Source organism: Methylobacterium sp. WL64 (assembly GCF_008039945.1).
Taxonomy (GTDB): Bacteria; Pseudomonadota; Alphaproteobacteria; order Rhizobiales; family Beijerinckiaceae; genus Methylobacterium.
Genome location: NZ_VRVA01000015.1, coordinates 55,927 through 77,026, shown reverse-complemented (window position 1 = coordinate 77,026; position 21,100 = coordinate 55,927). Strand labels below are relative to the sequence as shown.

Below are 21,100 nucleotides of genomic sequence, written 5' to 3'. Positions count from 1 at the left end.
GGGCAGTCTCGTTCATCGAGCGGGGGTGGATCGATGCGGCCACACGCAGTTATTCCGGGGCGCCGCAGGCGAGCCCGGAATGACGGGGCGGGTTATCAGGTATGGGGTATCGATCCTCAGGAACTGAATCGTCCAACCCATGTGGTCCGTAGACACACGGGCACGGAAGCGCATCGCCTCCCGCATCACCATCGAAGCCGAAAGCCGATGGCCCTCGGCCGGGAGGAGGTTCGCGCGGCCGCTACGACTTGCGGGCCGGAGCGGTGAAGCCGTTCGGGCTCGGGGTCGGGGCACCCAGGAGCGACATCGGCGCGGTGATGCCGTCCTTCGCGGCGGGCGGCTCGTTGACGGCGGGATCGAGCTTGCGCGGCTTGAATGTCGCCGCGAGGCTCTTGGCGCTGGCCAGGTCGGTGGGGCTGAGCTTGTTCGCCACGTCGTCGCGCTTCTTAGCCGCGTCGTCGTCGCCCTGTGCGGCGGCGGCCGAGAACCATGCGTAGGACTGCACCAGATCCTGCGTCAGGCCGAGGCCGCGGGCGTAGAGCACCGCCAGGTTGTACTGGCTGTCGCGCACGCCGAACTCGGCGCCCTGTCGGAACCACGAGGCCGCCGAGGCGAAATCGGGCTTGCCGTTGGCGGCGGGGTTTTCAGCGTAGAGCACCGCCAGATTGTGCATCGAGCGGGCATGGCCCTGCTCGGCGGCCCGGCCGTACCAGAGCTTCGCCTTGTCGAGGTCCCGGACCACGCCGGATCCCTTCTCATAGTGACCGGCAAGCTTGTACTCGGCCGGGGCATAACCGGCCCCTGCCAGCTTCTCGAACAGCTTCGCGGCCACCGAGAGGTCGCGGGGCATGCCGCGGCCGTCCGCTTCGCGCGCTGCCAGATCCCAGATCGCCGTCCCGTCGCCGTCCAGCGCCGCCTGCTTCACCTTGGCGAGGGCCGGCGGAACCGTGCCCAGATCCGCCTGCAGGGTGTTCATGCCCGAGACCTGCGGCACAGCAGCCCGGACGGCGGCCGCCCGCGCCTCTGCGGGAAGCGGCGTCGGCAGGGCCTGCGTGGTCACCGGGTCGGCCACCGGCGGCTTCTGCGCCGGAGCCTCTGCGGCGGTCTCCGGGCGGACGTCCCGGGCGGGCTCGGCCCGGCTCGGGGCGACCTGCGAGGTCTGGACCGTGCGCGGTGCCTCGTCGGGGGCACGCATGCTGATTGCCTGGAGCGCGCCCAGAGCCAGCACGATGGCGGCGAGGCCGAGCAGGAGGGGCCGCCGCCGGCGGTTGATCTCCGCCCGCAACCGGCTGAGTCGGCTCTCACCCGCGGCTTCCGGCTCGCTCTCGGCCATGCGGGCGCGCAGGTCCCGGCGGTCGGCCGGCGCCTCGGCGGCGAGTTCAGCCTGGGCAGCCTGGGCGGCGCGACGGGCGGCCGCGATGAAGCTGGTCTTGATGTCGGCTTCGCCGCCGGCCTCCGGAACCGGGCGGCCGCGCGCCGGATCGGCCGAACGCTCCCGCGCCGGCCGGCGGATGGCGGTGTCACGGACCGCGCGCGGCTCCCGGCCCGGACGGCCGCTGCCGGGTTCCAGCAGGTCGTCGGCCAAGCGCGACGCGTCGGATGCCGCGACCCGCGCCTCCGGGCTGGTTGAGGTCAGGAGCCGCTCGTCCAGCGACGGTGGGCGCGCGGCGGTCGAATCGGCTGGGCCGAGCCGGTTGACGAGGCGCTCCAGGGCGGACTGGACGCCCTCCAGGGTGGCGCCGAGCCGCTGGTCCGAGGCGATCTGCCGGGCCTGCATGTCGGCCAGGCTCGCCCGCAGGAGGCCGATCTCGCCGAGCTCGGCGCTCGGCAGGCCGGAGCCCTTGAGGGTCTGGGCCACGGCGTTGCGCGCGGCGCGCTCGACGACGGCCTCGCTCGGCGCCGATTCGCGCAGGGCCGCAACCTGCTGCAGCAGGTCGTCCATGGTGCGCTCGAGGCCTGCCAGGGCCGGATCGCCGCTACGGGGGGCATCGAGCCGGCCCGCGAGCGAGACGACCTGCTTCTCCAGGGCGTCGAGGCCCTCGTTCTCCGGGCGGCTGCCGACCTGATCGACCTTCTCGGCGAGGCTGCGCAGCATCGCGTGGATCGAGGCCATGTCGCCGGCCTGAGCCGGATCGGACGCTTCGGCGCGGTCGTACCGCTGATCGCGGGTGTAGAGGCCGTCGACCTTGTCGGCCAGCGTCTGGATCTGCTCGGCGATGGCGGCCGGGGCGCCGGTGCGGACATCGCTGCGGATCTCCTCCAGCAGCGGGCGCAGGCTGGCCTCGCTGCCGATGCGCTGGAGCTGCGCGATCTGTGCGCTCACGGCCTGTAGGCTGTTGGCCAGACTCTGGATCCGCTCCGGGCCAGCCAGGGCGCCGATCAGGCGGCGGATCTCTTCGAGCTCCGCGAACAGACCCGCCAGCGTGTGGCCGTCCGAACCGGCCTGTCCGGCCGCGGCGACGCTGTCGAGGCGCTCGGCCAGGCGGCGCACGTCGTCGGCCACGCGGGTGTGGACGTTCTCGGCGACCTCCTCGGCCAGCCGCTCGACCTGGGCCCGGACCTGCTCGACCGGCGCCGCGATCGCGGCGAGGTCGGTGCCGACCTGCGCCCGCTCGATGCCGTGCGCGAGCGAGGTCACGGCCTGCTCAAGCGCCCCGACATCGCGGCTGGTCGCCAGCTGATTGATCGCCTCGCGCAGACGCACGGTCTCGCGCTGCAGCTCGGACACGGCGGCGGACGGCGCCGCCATATCCTCGACGCGCGCCTCGAGGCGGCGGGCGAGGTCCATCCGCATGCTCGCCACGACGCCGCCATCGGACCGGCCTGCGGCGAGCGCGCGCTCACCGACGCCCTCCGACAGCTCGCGCTGGCGCTGGCGGATATCCTGGACGGCGTTGCGGATCTCGACCGCATCCGGCCGGCCGCGGCGGCCGGCGGGGCGCCCGGAGGCCATCTGCTCGCCGAGCTGCGACATCCGCCGCTCGATGTCGCCGAGACGCTCGGTCACCTGCTGGACCGGCGCCGCTGTAAGGGCGCGCTCGATCCGGGTCTCGATCTCGGCCAGGCGCCGGGTCTCGGCCTCCTGGGTCAGGCGCCGCTCCTCGTCCAGGGTCCGGTTCAGTCCGTCGATCCGGCTCATCAGGGCGGCGAAGCCCTGGCCATAGGAATCTGGGCTTGGCTCCTGGCGGGTCTCGGACGTCCGCTCGAACCGGGAGCCGCCCGGCTGATCCATGATATCCGCCTGCCGGTCGCTCTCGAGCCGGCTGTCCGGGCGCGCGGTCTGCTCGGCCCGCTGCTGGCGGCGGCGCTGCCGGCGGTTGCCCTGCAGGCCCTGCTGCTGCGGCACCACCGAGGCGATCCAGGTCTCGAGCGGGACACCCGCCCGCGCCGCGACGTCCCGGGCGGCGTCAAGCACCTCCGGGTCGAAACTGTCGAGCTGCGGCATGGCGTTGCGGGTCATCGGAGGCCTGTCGTCGGCAGCGTTCGGCGTTGATCCTGTTCGCGGGGCGGGACCGAGAGACGGTATCCACGGAACGCGGGCGCCGGATCGTTCGGGGCGACCTTTAACTTTCTTGGTAAACACACGGTTAAGGCGAGGCCGGCCCAGTAATCTTCGGCGCTGACGTGCAAGCCCCTGACACTTCCCGCGCACGCGACCGCAGAACCGTTGCTCCGGAGCCGGGGGCGCGCTTAGATGCTGGCAAACGGGCGGGCCGATGTCGGCGATCAGCCCGGCGAGGGGGAATCAGGTCATGCCGCACTATCGCGCCCCGGTCGACGACACGCTGTTCCTGCTGAACGACGTCTTGGGCTTCCATAGCCGGGACAACCTGGCCGGATTCGCAGACGCCTCCCCGGACGTGGTCGAGGCGGTGCTGCGCGAGGGCGCGAAGCTCGCCGAGGAGGTGCTGGCTCCGGTCAACCGGGTGGGCGACCTCGAGGGCTGCCGCCGCGAGCCCGACGGCAGCGTGCGCACGCCGACCGGCTTCAAGGCCGCCTACGATGCCTACGCGAAGGGCGGCTGGATGGGCCTCGCAGTCCCGGAGGCGTTCGGCGGCCAGGGCCTGCCGCACACCGTCAACACGGCGATGCAGGAATTCGCCTCGGGGGCGAACCTGGCGCTGGGGATGTATCCGGGGCTGACGCAGGGCGCGATGGCCGCGCTCCTGGTCCACGGCACCGAGGCACAGAAGGCGCTCTACCTGCCCAAGATGGTCGAGGGCGCCTGGACCGGCACCATGAACCTGACGGAGCCGCATTGCGGCACGGATCTCGGCCTGCTCAAGACCAAGGCGGTGCCGAACGGCGACGGCTCCTACAGCCTCACCGGCACCAAGATCTTCATCTCGGCGGGGGAGCACGACCTCGCGGAGAACATCGTCCACCTGGTCATCGCCCGGATCGAGGGTGCGCCGGCCGGGACCAAGGGCATCTCCCTGTTCGTGGTCCCGAAGGTGCTGGTGAACCCTGACGGGTCGCTCGGCGCCCGCAACGGCGTGTCCTGCGGCTCCCTCGAGCACAAGATGGGCATCCACGGGAACAGTACCTGCGTGATGAACTACGACGGCGCCACGGGTTGGCTGGTCGGGCAGGAGAACCGCGGCCTGAACGCCATGTTCGTGATGATGAACGAGGCGCGGCTCGCGGTCGGCGTCCAGGGGCTGGGCCAGTCCGAGGTCGCCTACCAGAACGCCGTCGCCTACGCGAAGGACCGGCTCCAGGGCCGGGCGCTGACCGGCGCCAAGGCCCCCGACAAGGCCGCCGACCCGATCCTGGTCCACCCGGATGTCCGCCGCACCCTGATGCAGATCCGCGCCTTCAACGAAGCCGCGCGCGCCCTCATGCTATGGACGGCCCTCCAGGCCGACATCCTGCACCGGTCCGAGGATGCCAAGGAGCGCCAGACGGCCGACGACCATCTCGGCCTGCTCACCCCCGTGGTGAAGGGTGTGCTCACCGATCGGGGCTTCGCCAACGCGGTTGAGGCGCAGCAGCTGTTCGGCGGTCACGGCTATATTGAGGAGTGGGGCATGTCGCAGTTCGTGCGCGATGCCCGCATCGCCATGATCTACGAGGGCGCCAACGGGATCCAGGCCATGGACCTGATCGGCCGCAAGCTGCCCAAGGACGGCGGCCGGGCGATGATGACGTTCCTGGGCGAGGTTCAGACCTTCCTGAAGGACCATGCTGAGGATCCCGCGATGGCGCCGTTCACCCAGCCGCTCCAGGCCGGGCTGAACGACCTGCAGGGCGCCGTCATGTGGCTGATGCAGAACGCCTTCTCGAAGCCCGACAATGCCGGCGCCGGCGCGACGGACTTCATGCACCTCTTCGGCCTCGTGGCTTTGGGCTACATGTGGGCGCGGATCGCCAAGTCGGCGCTCGCCAAGCAGGCGGAAGACGCCTCCCCCTGCTGGGCGGCCAAGCTCGCCACCGGCCGGTTCTTCATGGAGCGCATGCTGCCGGAGACTGCCTTGCGCCTGGTGCGGATCAAGGCGGGCTCGGAGTCCACGATGGCGCTGGCGGACGAGGTTTTTTAGGCGCCCGCCGATGGCCGGCTCAAAAGCCGGCTGTCACGCGTGGCAAAACTCCACGGACGGTCGCGAGCGGCGCGGTTTCGCAAGATCCTGCCACGAAGCGACCACTTCGCGACCGTCCTTCCGGGTGCCGTTGTGGCAACGCGACGGCGTCAAAGGCCGAGTTCAGCCTGTGAGCCGAGACGAACCAGCCGGATCGACGGCGCATCCGGTAAGCGATGGAGCAGCACGAAATCCGGTTTGATGTGGCAATCGCGATGATCGCGCCAATTGCCGACCGGAGTGGGATCGCGATAACGGGCGTCCAGCGTCTGATCGACCATCAAAGCATCGATTACGGGCGACAGATCTGCAACTCGCGTTGCGCGATAACGCCCCTTCATCTCGCGCCTGTAGTCCCGCCTGAACTGGCCGGTGCATTCCATCGTCCGCATCGAGGTCGGCCATTGATGCGGCCACGCTGTCGAACCGAACCAAGCCGCCCCGCCGCGCTTTCTCCATGGCGGCAAGGGTCGTCAGGTTCGGAATGAGCGGCTCGAAGGGCAGAGCCTTGTCGCGCGCGACACGGACCAGCATCAGCCGGAAGGCATCGGCACCGTCAGGCCTATCGTAGCCGGGACCGCAGCTGCCTCTTCCTCCGTGGCTGAGCCGATACTGGCCGGGATCAGCGTGTCAGCCATGGGGTCGACCTCCTGCCCGCATCACACCGTGATGCCGCGGACGATCCGGCGCCATGACACCTCGACGTGTCTCTGGCCGCTCTCAAGCCCCCAGCGCACCGTCCAGATCCTCTATCAGATCCGCCGGATCCTCCAGGCCGATCGACAGCCGCACCACCTCCGGCCCCGCCCCGGCGGCGGACTTCTGCGCGTCGGTGAGCTGCCGGTGCGTGGTGGAGGCCGGGTGGATCACCAGCGAGCGCGTGTCGCCGATATTGGCCAGGTGCGAGAACAGCTGCAGGTTCGAGACCAGCTTCACCCCGGCCTCGTAGCCGCCCTTCAGGCCGAAGGTGAAGACCGCGCCGGCGCCGTTGGGCGTGTAGCGCTTGGCCAGCGCGTGGTAGCGGTCGGTCTCCAGGCCCGGGTAGCTGACCCAGGACACGGCCTCGTGCTGCGCCAGGTGCTTGGCCACCACCAGGGCGTTGTCGGAATGGCGCTGCATCCGCAGGGGCAGGGTCTCGATGCCGTTCAGGATCAGGAAGGCGTTGAACGGCGAGAGGGCCGGGCCGAGATCGCGCAGGCCGAGCACCCGGCACGCGATGGCGAAGCCGAAATTGCCGAAGGTTTCGGCGAGCACCATGCCGGAATATTCCGGCCGGGGCTGGCTCATCATCGGGTAGCGGGAATCCCCCGCCCACTGGAACGAGCCGCCGTCGACGATCAATCCACCGATCGAATTGCCGTGCCCGCCCAGGAACTTGGTGGCCGAATGCACGACGATGTCGGCCCCGTGCTCGAACGGTCGGATCAGGTACGGCGTCGCCATGGTGTTGTCGACGACCAGCGGGATGTTGTGCTTCTTCGCGACGTCCGAGAGCGCCTTGATGTCGGTGATGACCCCGCCAGGGTTGGCAATCGACTCGCAGAAGATCGCCTTGGTGCGCGGCGTGATCGCCGCCTCGAACGAGGCCGGGTCGTCGTTGTCGGCCCACGCCACCGACCAGCCGAAGTTCTTGTAGGAGTGATTGAACTGGTTGATCGAGCCGCCATACAGCTTGTTCGAGGCGATGAACTCGTCCCCCGGCTGCATCAGCGCGTGCATGGTGAGGAACTCGGCGGCGTGACCCGAGGCCACGGCGAGCGCCGCAGTCCCCCCCTCCAGCGCCGCGATGCGCTCCTCTAGCACGGCGTTCGTCGGGTTGGTGATCCGGGTGTAGATGTTGCCGAAGGCCTGCAGCCCGAACAGTGAGGCCGCGTGATCGACGTCGTCGAACACGAAGCTGGTGGTCTGGTAGATGGGCGTGGCCCGCGCGCCCGTGCTCGCGTCGGGGGCGGCGCCCGCATGGATCGCCAACGTGTTGAAGCCGGGCAGGCGGTCGGTCATCGTCAGGTCTCCTCGCACCGTCTCGCCTGTATGCCCGCGCGGGCGCGGGGCGCAAGGTTCGACGAAGGCCCGGCGGTCGATGCCCCCGCCCCCGTCCGTTCCTAGGCCTCGTGCCTATGCCTCGTGCGCGGCGCCGATATCGACATGGGGCTGTCCGGCATCGACCAGGGCGCGGTCCACGGCCTCGATCGCCAGCAGCGTCCGGGTGAGGTCTTCGGCCATGGAGATCGGGGCCACGTCGATCCCGCCCAATCGCTTGGCGATGGCGTTCCGCTGCCGCGCCAGGGCGCCGCGCGCGCGCTTCAGGTCTTCGACCTCGTCGAGGGTCATCCGCAATCCCTTTCCTGGCCCGGGCCGTTCAGTCGCCGGGCGTCCAGTCGATGGTCGGCCGCTGCGCCAGCATGCGGTCGAAGTAGTTGGCCACCGCCTGAGCCCCATCCGTGTGCATCATCGCGACGGGATGCGCGAGGTAGGCACGGGCGAGATCCATCGGAATCTGGCCGGACTGGAGGGCTTTCAGTACCTCGTCGATGAACGCGTCGTTGGCGTCGTTGAAATCCCCCGACAGCTTCTTGCGGTCGTTGAGCGCCTTGATCGGCATGCGGTGTCCTCTGGTGCGAACGGTAATCGGCGACGAGTGGGTTTGCCGGCGGGCGCGGACATCCTGAGCGGCGAGTCGCGAGATGGACGGCGTGCCTCGACGCGCCGCCCCGATCGAACCTGCGTTGCCGTCAGGCTCGTCCGAGGCGCCGACGGGCCGATCCGACAATTGCGAGCGTGTGATTCCACACTTAAGTAATCACGTGCGCCGGTCGATCGGAGCGGATGTCCGGCGTGGAACGTTTACGATCCATGTCCATCGATCTGATACCCGCCCATAGCGTCGAAGTCATTCCCTGCGCGCGCGATCCGCGCTGCTACCGCTGGGTCATCCGCGCCGGCGGCGGAACCGTCGTGGAACGCTCTCCCTACGCGTTCGTCACGCAGAACGGCGCCCGGATTTCGGGAGAATGCTGGATCCGCGAGCACTTCGCCGACGGCGTGCGCGGCTGAGCGCGGAGCCGCGTCAGGCATCGTCCAGCGCACGACAACGTTCCGGTACGGCCGGCCAACGCGCATCCAAGGATATGCGCGCGGGCGCCACATCGGCCGCAAATGCAAAAAACGCCCGTCGGGCGTTTTGCAAAGATTTGGTTGGGAAGAAAAACTGGAGCGGGCGAAGGGATTCGAACCCTCGACCCCAACCTTGGCAAGGTTGTGCTCTACCCCTGAGCTACACCCGCTCACTAGTGCCTGGCCGCCTGGACTTTCGTGCCGGCGGCCCCCGGCGCGGCTCTCTAAACACCATTCCGCCGGGCGACGCAAGCGTCTCTTTTGCGGTTCCTGTCGATTCACCAATCCGGGTCGGGTGCGAGCCCCTGCCGGATCTCCCGGAGCCGCGCGGCGGTCGCCCGGGTGGTGCCCTCGGGGAGCGCATCCACCGGGAAGAACCCGAAGGCGGCGATCTCGCGGTCGGGGGTCTTGTCCCGCAGCACCGTGAAGGCCGATAGGACGAACACAGCGACGTGGTCCCGGGGCGCCGCCCCGACGTTCCGGTAGAGCCCGTGGAGGCGCAGGGGCGCAGCGGCAGCGATCTCAGCCTCCTCGCGAAATTCACGCTCCATGGCGGCGACCGCAGTCTCGCCACGCTCGACGCCGCCGCCCGGCAGGTGCCAGCCGCTGACGTAGGTGTGCCGGACCAGGGCTACCCGTCCCTGCGTATCGAGGGCGACGCCGCGCACGCCCAGCGTCATGCCCCGGGACGCGAGGGCCCCGAGGTGGAACAGGCGCCGGAGGAGCGGCCGGTCGAGGAGCATGGTGCGCGCGGTCACACGACGTCGAGGGTCATCTCGCCAAGGCCGGCGATCGCCGCGACCATGCGTTCGCCGCGCCGGACCGGGCCGACGCCCGACGGCGTGCCGGTGAAGATCAGGTCGCCGGGCTGTAGGGTGAAGTAGCGCGACAGGTAGGCGACCTGCTCGGCGACCGACCAGATCATGTCGGCGAGGTCGCCCGTCTGGCGGATCGCGCCGTCCACCGAGAGCGTGATCGCGCCCTTGGCCGGATGGCCGATCGCCGAGGCCGGAAACAGCGGACCGATCGGGCCGGAGCCGTCGGCCGCCTTGCCGAGGTCCCAGGGCCGCGACAGCTTCTTGGCCTCGTCCTGAAGGTCGCGCCGGGTCATGTCGAGGCCGATCGCGTAGCCGTAGACCTGGTCGAGGGCGGTCTCGGTCGGGATGTCGCTGCCGCCGCCGGAGAGCGCGGCCACGAGCTCGACCTCGAAATGGTAGTTCTGCGTCTGGGGCGGATAGGTGTGCGGCGTCGGCTCGGCGCCGACGATCTGCAGGGCGTCGGCCGGCTTCATGAAGAAGAACGGCGGCTCCCGGTCCGGGTCGGCGCCCATCTCGCGGGCATGGGCGGCGTAGTTGCGGCCGACGCAGTAGACGCGGCGCACGGGGAACAGGTCGGTGCTGCCGGCGATCGGCAGGGCGATCCGGGGGGGATTCTGGATGACGGAGAGCATCGCGGCCTCTGGGGTGGAGCGTGCTGGAAACCGGGCGCGGGTGCCCCGGGCGTGCAGGAGCGTTGTAAAGCCTGCCGGGGCCCGCGCCATCCCGGCGCTTGCAACCGGCGCCGGCTGGCCTACAAAATTTCAGTGATGACGCCCCCTTCCCTCTCCCACGACACGCTGCTCAGCGCCCTGCGCGACGGGATCGGCGCGCGCCACGTGCTCACGGAGCCCGAGGACCTCGCGCCCTACCTGATCGAGAGCCGCAAGCTGTTCACAGGCGCGGCGCTGGCCGTGCTGCGGCCCGGGAGCACCGAAGAAGTTGCGTTCGCGGTCCGCGCCTGCACCCAGGCGGGCCTCGCCGTGGTGCCGCTGGGCGGCAATACCGGGCTGACCGGGGGCGGCGTCCCGCAGGGCGGCGTGGTCCTGTCGCTGGAACGGATGGCGCGCCTGCGCGCGGTCGATCCGGTCGACGCCACGATCACGGTCGAGGCTGGGATGATCCTCTCGGAAGTTCAGGACGCCGCCGAGCGGGCCGGCCTGCTGTTCCCGCTCTCTTACGCGTCCCGGGGCTCCGCCCGGATCGGCGGGGGCATCGCCACCAATGCCGGCGGCATCGCCGTGCTGGCCTACGGCAACGCCCGGGACCTCGTCCTCGGGCTCGAGGTGGTTCTGGCCGACGGGCGGGTGTGGAACGGGCTGCGGGCGCTTCGGAAGGACAATGCCGGCTATGACCTGAAGCAGCTGTTCATCGGGTCCGAGGGCACGCTGGGGATCGTCACCGCGGCGGTGCTGAAGCTGTTCCCGCGTCCCCGCTCGACCAGCGTCGCCTTCGTCGGGCTGGACTCGTCCCGCGCCGCCCTCGACCTGTTCGTCTTCCTGCGCACGCGGATGGACCGCGACCTCACCGCCTTCGAGTACCTGCCGCCCTTCGCCCTGGAGATCGTGCTGCGGCACGTCCCGGGCACGGTCCGGCCGCTCTCGGGCGATCACGGCGCCTACGCGCTGATCGAGGTGTCGTCCGCGCGGCCCGACGCCGACACGCGGGCCGAACTCGAAGCCGCCCTCGGGGAGGCCCTGGAATCGGGATCGATCGCCGACGCGGCCATCGGGGCGAGCGGCGCCCAGAACGCCGCGCTCTGGGCCCTGCGCGAGGGCGTGCCGGAGGCGCAGACCCGGGAAGGCGCCTCGATCAAGCACGACGTCTCGGTGCCGCTCTCGACGCTGCCCGCGTTCCTGGAGCGGGCGAGCGCGGCCTGCATCGCGGCGATGCCGGGCCTGCGGCCCTGCGGCTTCGGCCATTTCGGCGACGGCAACATCCACTTCAACCTGACGCAGCCGGCCGGGCTGGATCGCGCCGCGTTCCTGGCGGAATGGGGCCGGTTCAACCGCATCGTGCATGACATCGTGCACGAACTCGGCGGCTCGATCGCGGCCGAGCATGGCGTCGGCCTGATCAAGCGCGACGAGCTGGCGCATTACGCCGACCCGGTCGGGCTCGACCTGATGCGCCGGATCAAGGCGGCGCTCGATCCCGAGGATCGGATGAACCCCGGAAAGGTGATCCCGAACCCCGACGGGGCACCGCCGGCAAAGCCCTAGCCGCGCGCCTGCGCGTAAAGCGCCTCGCAGCGGTCGAGCCAGAGGTCGCGGGTGAACAGGCGCGCGACCCGGGCCTGCGGGATCGGGCGCGGGATGGCCAGCGCCGTGCCGATCGCACCGGCCAGCCCGGCCTCGTCCCCGGCCGCCGCGAGGCATCCGGCCTCGCCGACCACCTCCCGGGCCGCGCCCATGGCGAAGCCCGCGACCGGCAGGCCGCAAGCCATCGCCTCGATCGCCACCAGACCGAACGGCTCGTCCCAGCACGGGGTGAACAGGAAGACCGAGGCGCGGCCGATCTCGGCGGCGAGCGCCCGGCCGTCGAGATGGCCGCCGTAGCGGATCGGGCCGCCGAGCTGCGGGGCGATCCGGTCCTCCCAGTAATCCGGCTCTTCGACCGGGCCGTAGAGCGTCAGCGCGATGCCGGCGCGCCGGGCCGCCGCGATCGCGTGGTGGGCGCCCTTGATCGCCGCAAGCCGCCCGGACCAGGCCGCGCTGCCGTCGCCGCGCTCCCGGAACGGCCAGGCCGCGGGGTCGACGCCGTTATGCAGCACCGACACCTCCGGCGGTGCGCCCTCCGGCCACCAGGCCTGCCCCTGCGCCCGCGACGTCACGGTGATCCGGTGACCCGGGCCAGGGCTGTCGTGAACGAACCCGCGCAGGGCGTCGTAGGGCGGCACGTGCAGGGAGGTGACGGTGGGGACCTGCGCGGTCCGCCGGCGCTCCAGGGGCAGCCGGCTCAGGCTGTTGTTGTGCAGCACGTCGAACCCGCCCGCCGCGATGCGGTCGCAGGCGGCGGCGTAGCCGTCATCGACAGAAGCCCGCAGCCCCGGATCGCCGCGATGCTCGAGACCCGGGAAGACGCGCTCGTGGTGCTCCGGGACCACGGCGTCGATCGCGAAGCGCGGATCGCTGTCGCCAGACGCGAACAGCACGACGTCGTGGCCGCGGGCCGCCAGCCCCTCGGCGAGGTGCCAGCTATGGGCCTCCATACCCCCCGTGAAGGGCGGCGCGACCGGGTGGCGGATATGAGCGAGGAGCGCAATCTTCACGCGGTCGCTGCCGCGCCGACCCGGGATTCCAGATACCGGATGACCGACGCCGAGTTTGTGTAGGGCTGGTGGCTCTGCTGCCCGGTCAGGGCGAGGTCGTCGGCGTCGGGCCGGCGCAGGATCCGGATCGGCTGGTCGGGCGTGTCGTCGATCAGGCCCATGACCCGGAACGCGTAGAGCCAGTGGCCCATGGTCCGGTAGCCCCACTTGGCCTCGAACAGCTCGGCGTTGCGCACGACGCTGTCGAGGTGGTGGACCGGGGGCATGTGGTGCGGGTGGTACTGGTGATAGGCCAGCGCGCCCTTGATCCAGGCGATCGGGGTGCCGCTCTGGTCGAGGATCTTGCCGAAATCGGTGTCCTCGCCGCCATAGCCGGCATAGCGCTCGTCGAAGCCGCCGAGCGCCAGGAAGGTGGCCCGCCGGATCGCGAAGTTGAGCGACCAGAAGCAGCGGTAATCGTTGCACATCTCGATGCCGGAAGCCGGCGGTCCGCGACGGTCGGAATGCCGCTCCGCGCTCGCCGCCAAGTCGGCGTAGCGCCAGGCGCCCGCGGTGGCGCGCTCGGGCAGGTGCAGGACCTCGCCCATCAGCAGGCCGTCGAGCTCGGCGAGCCCGCGCGCGTAATCGGCCACGAGGTCGGGGGCCGGGATGCAGTCCACGTCCAGGAAGACGATGCCCTCGCCGGTGGCCGTGCCCACGCCGCGGTTGCGCGCGGCCGCGAGCGGCAGCTCATGTCCGGAAACCCGGATCTGGCGCACCGGAAACGACGTCTCGGGCAGGTCGTAGAGCTCGTCCTGCATCACCGCGACGATGAATTCGGCGGGGGCCTGCGTCTGGCGCTCCAGGCCGCGCAGCACGTTGCGCAGATGCGCCGGCCGGCCCTTGGCCAGGGTCACGACGGAAACGGTGGACATGCGACAGTCGGGCTCCGGGGGGATGATGGACGGGGTGGCGGCGGGGGATCAGCCGGTCGCGACGACGCGAAGCGGACCCGGCTCTTCGGCGCCCAGCCAAAGCGCGTCGGTGAGCCCTTCGAGCCAGTCGGCGGCGCGGAATGCGGCGTCCGGGGCGTAGAGGTCGTGCAGCACGGAGCCGTCGAGGACGCGGGCACGAGCCAGGAGGTCGCGCCAGCCCTGGAGGTCGCCCGGCCAGGCCGGAGCCTGGACGGCGGCCCCGAGCCGGACCAGGGCTTCGGCCTTGCGGGTCTGCTCGGCGAAGTAGCGCCATTCCGGCATCACGATCAGGCGGCCGCCGACCCGGGCGACCTCGTGGACCGTGTTGTCGCCCGCGGACGCGATGACGATGTCGGCGGCCGCCAGATAGTCGGTGACCGAGGGCACCCAGCCGAGTTCGCGCAGGTTGGCGAAATCGGTCTCGTGACCCTCGCGGTGGGTCGGCCCGAGGGTCAGCCACAGGGCGTCGGGCTCGGCCCGCGCCGCCACGGTGAGCGGCGCGTAAGGCGTGCCGCTGCCGCCGCCGCCGGTCACGGCCACGACGATCTCGCGCTGCGGGTCGAGGCCGAGCTTCGCCCGCGCCTCGGCCCGGTCGGGGATCCGGTCGAGGCTGGTGCACAGACCGCCGCTGTAGAAGGTCTTGGCGCGCAGCGCCGCCGGGTAGTCCGCCTGCTCCAGCCGCGCGTCGAACGGCGCCAGCATCCCGACGCAGGCCTCGTAGGCGCCGACATGTCCGATATCGGAGCGGTCGCCGTGCATCCGGATCTGCACCGCCGGCACGCTGGCGATCCGGGCGAGCAACGCGATCTCGGCCGAGACGTCGACCACGAACAGGCCGGCCTCGCGCGCGTCGAGATGATCGAGGATGGTCCGCATGGTCCGGCGCATCGGGGCGAGCCCCAGGGGCACGCAATGCATCACCTGCGGGGTCGGCTCGGCGTAGAGGCGCGCGGTCGGCACCGCGGCGCCGATCATGTCGGGCAGGGCCACGATCTCGATGTCGCGGGAGAAACCGTCGAACAGATGGGGGCCGGCGGTCAGCACTGAGACCGGCCGGTCGCGGGCAAATTCGGCGGCGACCGCCATGGTGCGGTTGGCGTGGCCCCGTCCCTGGTGGTGGACGAAGAACGCAATCGGCTTCTTCATGGTCTGCTTCATGAGAACAGGGCGCCGGGACGGAGGGAGGCGACCACCTCCGGGGCGGTCGGCTTGCGGATCAGGCGGATTGCCGGGGCGGCCTCGCTCCAATCGATCAGCCCGGCGGCGCGGAACTGGTCGAGCCAGTACGTCATGCACCAGCGCCCGTGCCTGGCGTGGAACCGGACGGCGTTGGCCAGGATCGGCGCGAAGTGCTGCAGGGGCGGCACGTGGACCGGGTGGTGCTGATGGTAGGCACGCGCCCCCGCGACCCAGTCGGTCGGCAGGCCCGTGGCGGCGAGGCGGGCGGCGAAGTCGGTCTCCTCGCCGCCATAACCTGTAAAGCCCTCGTCCATGCCGCCGACCGAGCGCCAGGCCCGAGCCGGCAGGGCGAAGGACAGCCCCCAGAGCTGGCCGGGATCGGGCTCCCGGCGCAGCCCCGTCTCCGGCACCGGAGGCCGTGCCGGGTGGGGGCGGCCGAGGCTGTCGAGGGCTGCGTCGTCGAGATCGGACGCGTCCAGCGCCGGCCCGGCTTCCGGCGGCAGGTACAGAACCTCGCCGAGGAGCAGCCCCCCGGCGCCGGAGGCGGCCGCCGCGTAGGCGCCGACCAGGCCGGAGGCCGGGATGCAATCCACGTCGAGGAAGACCAGCAGGTCGCCGGCGGCGGCCTCGGCGGCGCGGTTGCGCGCGGCGGCAAGCGGCATCGGCTCGCCCGGCACGTGGAGATGACGCACCGGGCAGCCGGGATCGGGCAGGCCGGGGGCGGGCTCGGGCTGCATCCAGGCGATCACCAGCTCGCGCGGGCGCACGGTTTGCCGGGCGAGGCCGCGCATCAGGTTGCGCAGGCATCCAGCCCGGCCGCGCACGAGGGTCAGCACGCTCGGCGCGGGCGTCGGCGATACGGCCTCAGGAGGCTCAATGTCAGGAAGCATGGGCCAGCATCCGGCGGAAATGCGCCACGCCCTCGATGATGCCGCGGGCATGCGAGGCACGGGCGACGTAGGAGTGCTGCAGCGCCGCGTTGCTGGCGAGGTCGTCGGAATAGTTCGCCACGATGATCGCCTGCACCCGCACGCGCAGCATCTCGATGTCGTTGCCCGAATCGCCGGCCACGAACACCGCCCGCTCCGGCAGGCCGTAGAGGGCGCGGACATGGTCCACCGCGGTGCCCTTGGAGGCTGCCGCCGGCAGGACATCGAGGTAGCGGTCGTGGCTGTGGATCACCCGGGCATCGAGACCGAACTCGGCGAGATGCGCTTCGACCTGGCGGGCCGCGGCATCGCCCCCGAAATAGCTCAGCTTGTACGGGCGTTGCTCCAGCGGACCCTGCGGTAGAAGCGCCGGGATGCCGGCGAGCGCCGCGCGCACCGCCTCCCGGTTCCAATCCGCCGCGATCGCCTCGCGCCAGGCGGCATCGGCCGTGTAGGTCACGCCGTTGGCGTCCAGGTGGTAGATCTCGGAGCCGACCGACGTGATCATCACCTGGGGTCGGGGGCTCGCCTGCTGCTCCAGGATCGCCATGGCGCTGTGGAACGAGCGACCGGTGGCGACCCCGAAGGCCAGGCCCGCCTGCTCGCTGCGCCAGCGCCTGAAGATGCCGAGCGCGGCCTCGCAGCCGACCAGGGTGTTGTCGATATCGCAGACCAGCAGCTGCGCAGGCGTCCGCAGGGGCGGCTCTGGGGCGAGCAGGGCCCGCAGCAGGGCGTGGTAGCGCGCGGCGTGCCGGTCCCAGTCGTAGGCGGCCGCGGCGCGGGCCCCGCCGGCCACGTAGCGGGCGCGCAGGGCGGGGTCGGACAGGATGCGCAGGCAGGCTTGCGCGATCGCCGTGGGGTCACGGGGATCGACCAGCAGGCCGTTGCCACAGGTCTCGACGATGTCGTTGGGGCCGCCGCTGTCGGTGGCGACCAGGGGCAGGCCGGCGGCCGACGCCTCCAGCAGCGTCAGGCCGAACGGCTCATTCAGCGCCGGATTGACGAAGATCCCGCCGCGCTCCCGGGCATAGGCGTAGATCGCCGGCACGTCGTCGGGCCTGTGCGTCTTCGGGTAGGCCACGCGGCCGTACAGGTCGTAGCGGTCGATCAGCACCAGCAGGTGGCGCATCGTCGCGGCCATGTCGCCGTCGAGGGCGTCGATGTCGCCGCGGGTGCCGGCCACGATCACCAGGTTGGCCCGGGCCTGCAGCTCCGGGCTCTCGCCATAGGCCTCGACCAGGGCCGCCAGGTTCTTGCGCGCCACCGGCCGGGCCAGGGCCAGCAACGGCGGCTTGGCGGGATCGTCTAGGAAGCGGTCGATCAGGGCATCGACCCGCGGATGCGGCTCGGCGGCGGCGAAGCGCACGAGGTCGCTGCCCGGCGGCACGACGCGGACGCGGCCGGGATTGTAGGATTCGTAGCCGGCATACTGGACTTCGGCCTCGTCCCGGGACGAGGCGATGACCAGGGTGGCCCGGGCGAGTGCCGCCTCCTCGGTGGCGATCCGGCGGGCGAGGTCGGGGGCTCCGTCGGCGTCACCACCGAGCATCGCGGCCTTGACCCGCCCGAGGGAGTGGGCGGTGAACACGAACGGGATCGCCAGCCGCGCCTCGACGATCGCCGCCACCGCGGCGGCGTCGGCGTAATGGGCGTGGATCAGGTCGGGCGTGCGCGCCTGCCCGGCGATCCAGGCGATGAGGTTCTCGGCGAAGCTTGCGACTTCGGCGTGCATCGCCTCCTTGGACCGGTAACCCGATGCCGCGCTCGGGAGCCGCACCAGCCTGACCTTGTCGGAGATCCGCTCTTCGGGCACGGCGTAGTCCGGGCCGGGCGATCCGTGGAACAAGCGGGTCGCCACCACGACCTCGGCGACGCCGAAATCCTGGGCCGAGGCGGCGACGAGATCCAGCAGGTAGCGGATGTGGCCGCCGGTATCGGCGGTCAGGCCGTAGACGACATCGCGGCCGCGCAGGCAGCCCTGCAGGGCGACGTGCAGGACGAACATCAGGCGTTTGCTGAAGCTGTCGACCGCGCCTGCCAACTTAACTTATGTGAAGAGGGCGTCGTGATCCGTGTTGCCCAAGTCGCGCCGAACATTTTTCCCGTTCCCCCAAACCATCACGGCGGCACCGAGCGGGTTGTGCACGATCTCAGCACGGCGCTCCGAAGCTTGGGCGTGGAAATAACGTTATTTGCCTCCTCGGACAGTGCGACAGACTTACCCCGTGTCGGCGATTACCCGAGCCTCGCGGCCCTGGAACAACGCCACGGCCGGGTCGCGCCCGGGGTTCCGGCGGCGCTCGACGCCCTGCAGCTGGAGGCGCTGCGACTGCGGCTGCCCGATTTCGACATCGTGCATTGCCACGGCGAGTTCGCGCACGCGGCGCTGCTCGGCGCGGCCCGAACGCGCAGCCTGACCACGGTGCATTGGCGGGTGGACGAGCTCGACCGGGCGCTGTTTTTCGCCGGCTTCCCCGATCTTCCGGTGGCGGCGATCTCGGCCGCGCAGGAATCCGGCATCCCGGCGTCCAACCGCGCCGGGATCGTGCATCACGGCATCGATCGGGACCGCTACGTTTTCCGGGCCGAGCCGGAGGCGCATGTCGCCTTCGTGGGCCGGATGACCGACCAGAAGCGCCCGGACACCGCGATCCGCGTCGCCCGGGCGGCCGGGATGCCGATCCGTCTCGGCGGCACCGTCGATGTCGGCAACCCCGCCTATTTCGACCGCCAGGTCCGCCCGCTGCTCGGGCCCGACGCGACCTATCTCGGGCCGTTGGACGATGCCCAGAAGGGTTCGCTCCTGGGTAGCGCCCGGGCGCTGCTGTTCCCGATCGACTGGCCCGAGCCGTTCGGGCTGGTGATGATCGAGGCGATGGCCTGCGGCACCCCGGTGGTGGCCTGGAACCGCGGATCGGTCCCGGAGATCGTCGAAGACGGCGTGACGGGGTTCATCGTCGAGTCCGAGGCGCAGGCCGTGAAGGCTATGCGAAGAGTCGCCAGCCTCGACCGCGCACACATTCGAAAAACCTTCGAAGAACGCTTCACCGCCGAGCGCATGGCACGCGATTACCTCGCACTCTACCGTCGCCTGCTCGCCCGCTGATGCGCACGGCGCTCCTGGCCTGGGACTACCCGCCATCCCCCAGCGGCCTCTCGACGGCGGCCCGCGAGATCGCCGAAAGCCTCGCCGAGGCGGGCACCGACGTCACGGTCTTCACCCTGGACCGGACCGGCCGGGAGCGGGTCGGCGGCGTCACCGTGCTCGGTATCGCGATACCGCCTGAGAGCCTGCTGTCGCGACTGCGCCTTTGGGGCACGGTCGGTCATCTCGCGGCGCCGCTGGCCTTCCGGAAATCGGTGCTGGCTGAGCACGCCCGGGCGGCGTTCGCCGTCGTCGAGGCGACGAACTGGTACGCCCCGGCGGTGCTGCTCACAGGCCGCTGGGACCTGCCCATCGTAACGCGCAGCTCGACGCCCGCCGCCTTCACCCGCGAAGGCCGCCCCAACCTGCGCCATCGCCTCGACGGCGCCGCCGCCGACCGACTGGAGCGCCGGCAGGCCAGAAGCAGCGCCGGGCTGATCGCCAACACGGCGGCGCATGCCGGTGTGATCGCCCGGGCCTACGGGCTGTCGGGTGGGAGGCCGGAGGCGGTCATCGGCCTCAGCCTACCGCCGGAGATCGCGGCCGCCGCCCGGGCGGCGCCTTATCCGGCGGACGGGGCGGGACCGGTGCGCCTGCTGTTCGTCGGCCGGGCTGAGGCGCGCAAAGGCTTCGACGCCCTGCTCGACGCCATGGCGATCCTGGCTGCAGAACAGGTGCGAGGCGAGTTTCCGCCCTTCTCGCTCGAACTCGTCGGGGTCCCCCCGGGCGACCTGCCGGCGGACCTGTCGGATGCCGCCAGGAGCCGCATCCGGGCTCGCGGCCGGATCGACGCGGAGGGCCTAGCCGAGGCCTATGCGGGCGCGCACGTCGTCCTGGCGCCCTCGCGCTACGAAAGCTTCGGCCTCGTCTACCAGGAGGCCCTGGCCTATGGCCGGCCGGTGGTGGCCTGCGCCGAGGATGCGAGTGCCCGGGCCTTCGTCGGCGCCCCCGAGGCGGGGCCGCTGGCGCGGGCGGCGACCGGCCCCGCCGTTGCCGAAGCTCTGCGCCCGCTCCTGCGTGATCCCGCCCTGCGTTCGGCCTACCGAGCCCGCGCGCTGACGGCGGCTGGCCGGTTCGACCGGACGAGCCTCGGACGCGAAACCTTGGACCTCTACCGGCGGGCGATCGATCAGGCGCGGTAGGGGCGCAGCAGCGCCTCCCGCTCGTCCGGCCGCCCGCGCCCCGGATCCAGCGCCTCGTAGTGCTGGGAGCGTGCCCGGACATGGGCACCGCTGAGTGCATGGTCGATCACTCCGTGGAGCGCGATGAAGCTCCGGGGCCAGCCGCCGAGCAGCGCCGGCCGCTCGTGCACGCGGCCGACATAGCGCGTCCCGGTCCGGTTTAGCCGGTACTGCACGTCCGGGTAGACATCCGACAGGATGCCGTCGACACGATTGCGCCGGGGAAGCCCAACCGACACGACGTCGCCGGCCTCGGCGAGCACTGCCAGCGCTGGAAGATGCCTACCGGTCTCGGGATCCAGGACCTCGTCGGCGTCGAGCTGCAGCATCCAGTCGTTGCGGGCGAAGTCCTGCAGAGCGTTGCGTTGGGCGGCGAAATCGCCCGCGAGGGGACGCGCCGCCAGCCGCACGGCGCCGGGAGCGAAGCCCGGAACATCAACGGCAAGGGCCGGGGCAGCCGGCGCATCCAGCAGGATCGCGACATCCGAGGTCCAAACGGCCTGCGCCGGCAGCGCCGCCAGCACGGAGTCCCGCTCGGCCGGGCGGCAGATCACCCCGAGCGAGACCGGACGCCGCTCTGCGCCATCGAGGTCGTACAGGGCGCCTTGGGCGGCGCGCACGCTGTGCGGTTGGAGCAGGGCGATGCGATCAGCCGGGCCGAGGGTGCGGATCCCGCGGCCGAGCCGGGTTGCGGCGCTGCGCAGGGTGTAGAGGTCGAGGCCGTAGCCCGCCTCCGGGTCGGGAACGAAGACGGGCGCGGCGAGCCGCCCAGCAAGATCCCGCCAGCATCGGTCGGCGTCCGCATCCGGATCGATCAGCACGCCGCAGGAGGCACACCCGATTGTGAACAGTCGCCGCCACCCGCCCGGGAAATCGAGGACCCGCGCGTTCGGCGCCAGCATGTCGGCGGCGCAAACGAAGCAGCGGCGTGGGG

The 21,100-nt window shown here is 71.3% G+C and carries 18 protein-coding genes, 1 tRNA gene and 1 pseudogene; 5 read left to right on the top strand and 15 right to left on the bottom strand.

All coding sequences use genetic code 11. From position 1 onward, the window contains the following. Nucleotides 1-241: 241 nt before the first annotated feature. Nucleotides 242-3,460, bottom strand: coding sequence for a tetratricopeptide repeat protein (locus FV242_RS10465; RefSeq protein WP_147938877.1), 3,219 nt, complete (start codon nucleotides 3,458-3,460; stop codon nucleotides 242-244). A 292-nt stretch (nucleotides 3,461-3,752) separates the two neighbouring features. Here FV242_RS10465 and FV242_RS10460 point away from each other — a divergent pair, with 292 nt between their 5' ends. Further along, nucleotides 3,753-5,540 carry an acyl-CoA dehydrogenase C-terminal domain-containing protein gene (locus tag FV242_RS10460; protein WP_147938876.1) on the top strand — a complete coding sequence of 596 codons (1,788 nt, stop codon included), beginning with the start codon at nucleotides 3,753-3,755 and terminating at the stop codon, nucleotides 5,538-5,540. 149 nt (nucleotides 5,541-5,689) lie between these two features. On the opposite strand, the gene FV242_RS10455 is transcribed toward FV242_RS10460, so the two are convergent. From FV242_RS10455 to FV242_RS10435, 5 genes and pseudogenes are all read right to left on the bottom strand, one after another. Continuing rightward, on the bottom strand, nucleotides 5,690-5,971 hold the full coding sequence (locus tag FV242_RS10455) for a type II toxin-antitoxin system YafQ family toxin (protein WP_147938875.1): 282 nt from the start codon (nucleotides 5,969-5,971) through the stop codon (nucleotides 5,690-5,692). A 97-nt stretch (nucleotides 5,972-6,068) separates the two neighbouring features. After that, nucleotides 6,069-6,113 (bottom strand): annotated as a pseudogene (locus FV242_RS36330) (hypothetical protein); the annotation flags it as partial. A gap of 186 nt (nucleotides 6,114-6,299) precedes the next feature. Beyond that, nucleotides 6,300-7,580, bottom strand: a complete 1,281-nt coding sequence (locus FV242_RS10445; protein WP_147938874.1) for an O-acetylhomoserine aminocarboxypropyltransferase — start codon at nucleotides 7,578-7,580, stop codon at nucleotides 6,300-6,302. Between the two features lie 114 nt (nucleotides 7,581-7,694). Further along, a complete protein-coding gene (locus tag FV242_RS10440) occupies nucleotides 7,695-7,910 on the bottom strand; it encodes a hypothetical protein (RefSeq protein WP_147855183.1) in 216 nt (71 codons plus the stop codon). 28 nt (nucleotides 7,911-7,938) lie between these two features. Beyond that, nucleotides 7,939-8,181: a hypothetical protein gene (locus FV242_RS10435; protein WP_147855182.1), complete on the bottom strand. Its 243-nt coding sequence runs from the start codon at nucleotides 8,179-8,181 to the stop codon at nucleotides 7,939-7,941. Nucleotides 8,182-8,432: 251 nt separating this feature from the next. Here FV242_RS10435 and FV242_RS10430 point away from each other — a divergent pair, with 251 nt between their 5' ends. After that, nucleotides 8,433-8,633: a hypothetical protein gene (locus FV242_RS10430; RefSeq protein ID WP_147907104.1), complete on the top strand. Its 201-nt coding sequence runs from the start codon at nucleotides 8,433-8,435 to the stop codon at nucleotides 8,631-8,633. Between the two features lie 155 nt (nucleotides 8,634-8,788). On the opposite strand, the gene FV242_RS10425 is transcribed toward FV242_RS10430, so the two are convergent. The 3 genes from FV242_RS10425 to FV242_RS10415 form a co-directional block, all read right to left on the bottom strand. Beyond that, nucleotides 8,789-8,863: transfer RNA gene (locus tag FV242_RS10425), tRNA-Gly, on the bottom strand. 108 nt (nucleotides 8,864-8,971) lie between these two features. Beyond that, nucleotides 8,972-9,436 carry an NUDIX domain-containing protein gene (locus FV242_RS10420; protein WP_147938887.1) on the bottom strand — a complete coding sequence of 155 codons (465 nt, stop codon included), beginning with the start codon at nucleotides 9,434-9,436 and terminating at the stop codon, nucleotides 8,972-8,974. A gap of 11 nt (nucleotides 9,437-9,447) precedes the next feature. Beyond that, entirely contained in the window at nucleotides 9,448-10,143 is a 696-nt protein-coding gene (locus tag FV242_RS10415) for a fumarylacetoacetate hydrolase family protein (protein WP_147907103.1), read from the bottom strand. A 135-nt stretch (nucleotides 10,144-10,278) separates the two neighbouring features. On the opposite strand from FV242_RS10415, the gene FV242_RS10410 reads away from it, so the two are divergent. After that, the gene (locus FV242_RS10410; protein WP_147938873.1) at nucleotides 10,279-11,730 is read left to right on the top strand and encodes an FAD-binding oxidoreductase; all 1,452 of its coding nucleotides are present in this window, start codon (nucleotides 10,279-10,281) and stop codon (nucleotides 11,728-11,730) included. On the opposite strand, the gene FV242_RS10405 is transcribed toward FV242_RS10410, so the two are convergent. Genes FV242_RS10405 through FV242_RS10385 form a run of 5 tightly spaced genes read right to left on the bottom strand, consistent with a single transcriptional unit; the run spans nucleotide 11,727 to nucleotide 17,845 of the window. Continuing rightward, complete coding sequence (locus tag FV242_RS10405) at nucleotides 11,727-12,779, bottom strand: glycosyltransferase (protein WP_147938872.1); 1,053 nt, start codon at nucleotides 12,777-12,779, stop codon at nucleotides 11,727-11,729. The two genes, FV242_RS10410 and FV242_RS10405, sit on opposite strands and share 4 nt — an antisense overlap. Next, on the bottom strand, nucleotides 12,776-13,693 hold the full coding sequence (locus FV242_RS10400) for a glycosyltransferase family 2 protein (protein ID WP_147938871.1): 918 nt from the start codon (nucleotides 13,691-13,693) through the stop codon (nucleotides 12,776-12,778). Before FV242_RS10400 ends, FV242_RS10405 begins: the two co-directional genes overlap by 4 nt. A gap of 48 nt (nucleotides 13,694-13,741) precedes the next feature. Beyond that, nucleotides 13,742-14,878, bottom strand: coding sequence for a glycosyltransferase (locus FV242_RS10395; protein ID WP_147938870.1), 1,137 nt, complete (start codon nucleotides 14,876-14,878; stop codon nucleotides 13,742-13,744). Nucleotides 14,879-14,886: 8 nt separating this feature from the next. Next, the gene (locus FV242_RS10390) at nucleotides 14,887-15,801 is read right to left on the bottom strand and encodes a glycosyltransferase family 2 protein (protein WP_187278390.1); all 915 of its coding nucleotides are present in this window, start codon (nucleotides 15,799-15,801) and stop codon (nucleotides 14,887-14,889) included. Next, nucleotides 15,791-17,845, bottom strand: coding sequence for an HAD-IIB family hydrolase (locus tag FV242_RS10385; protein ID WP_147938869.1), 2,055 nt, complete (start codon nucleotides 17,843-17,845; stop codon nucleotides 15,791-15,793). The genes FV242_RS10390 and FV242_RS10385 overlap by 11 nt, the downstream gene beginning before the upstream one ends. Before the next feature lie 60 nt (nucleotides 17,846-17,905). Between FV242_RS10385 and FV242_RS10380 the strand changes: the two genes are divergently transcribed. Continuing rightward, nucleotides 17,906-18,946: a glycosyltransferase family 4 protein gene (locus tag FV242_RS10380; protein WP_147938868.1), complete on the top strand. Its 1,041-nt coding sequence runs from the start codon at nucleotides 17,906-17,908 to the stop codon at nucleotides 18,944-18,946. After that, nucleotides 18,946-20,127 carry a glycosyltransferase family 4 protein gene (locus FV242_RS10375; protein WP_147938867.1) on the top strand — a complete coding sequence of 394 codons (1,182 nt, stop codon included), beginning with the start codon at nucleotides 18,946-18,948 and terminating at the stop codon, nucleotides 20,125-20,127. Before FV242_RS10380 ends, FV242_RS10375 begins: the two co-directional genes overlap by 1 nt. Here FV242_RS10375 and FV242_RS10370 read toward each other — a convergent pair. Then, nucleotides 20,115-21,068 (bottom strand): hypothetical protein, encoded by a 954-nt coding sequence (locus FV242_RS10370; RefSeq protein ID WP_147938885.1) that lies wholly within the window; start codon nucleotides 21,066-21,068, stop codon nucleotides 20,115-20,117. The two genes, FV242_RS10375 and FV242_RS10370, sit on opposite strands and share 13 nt — an antisense overlap. Between the last annotated feature and the right edge of the window lie 32 nt (nucleotides 21,069-21,100).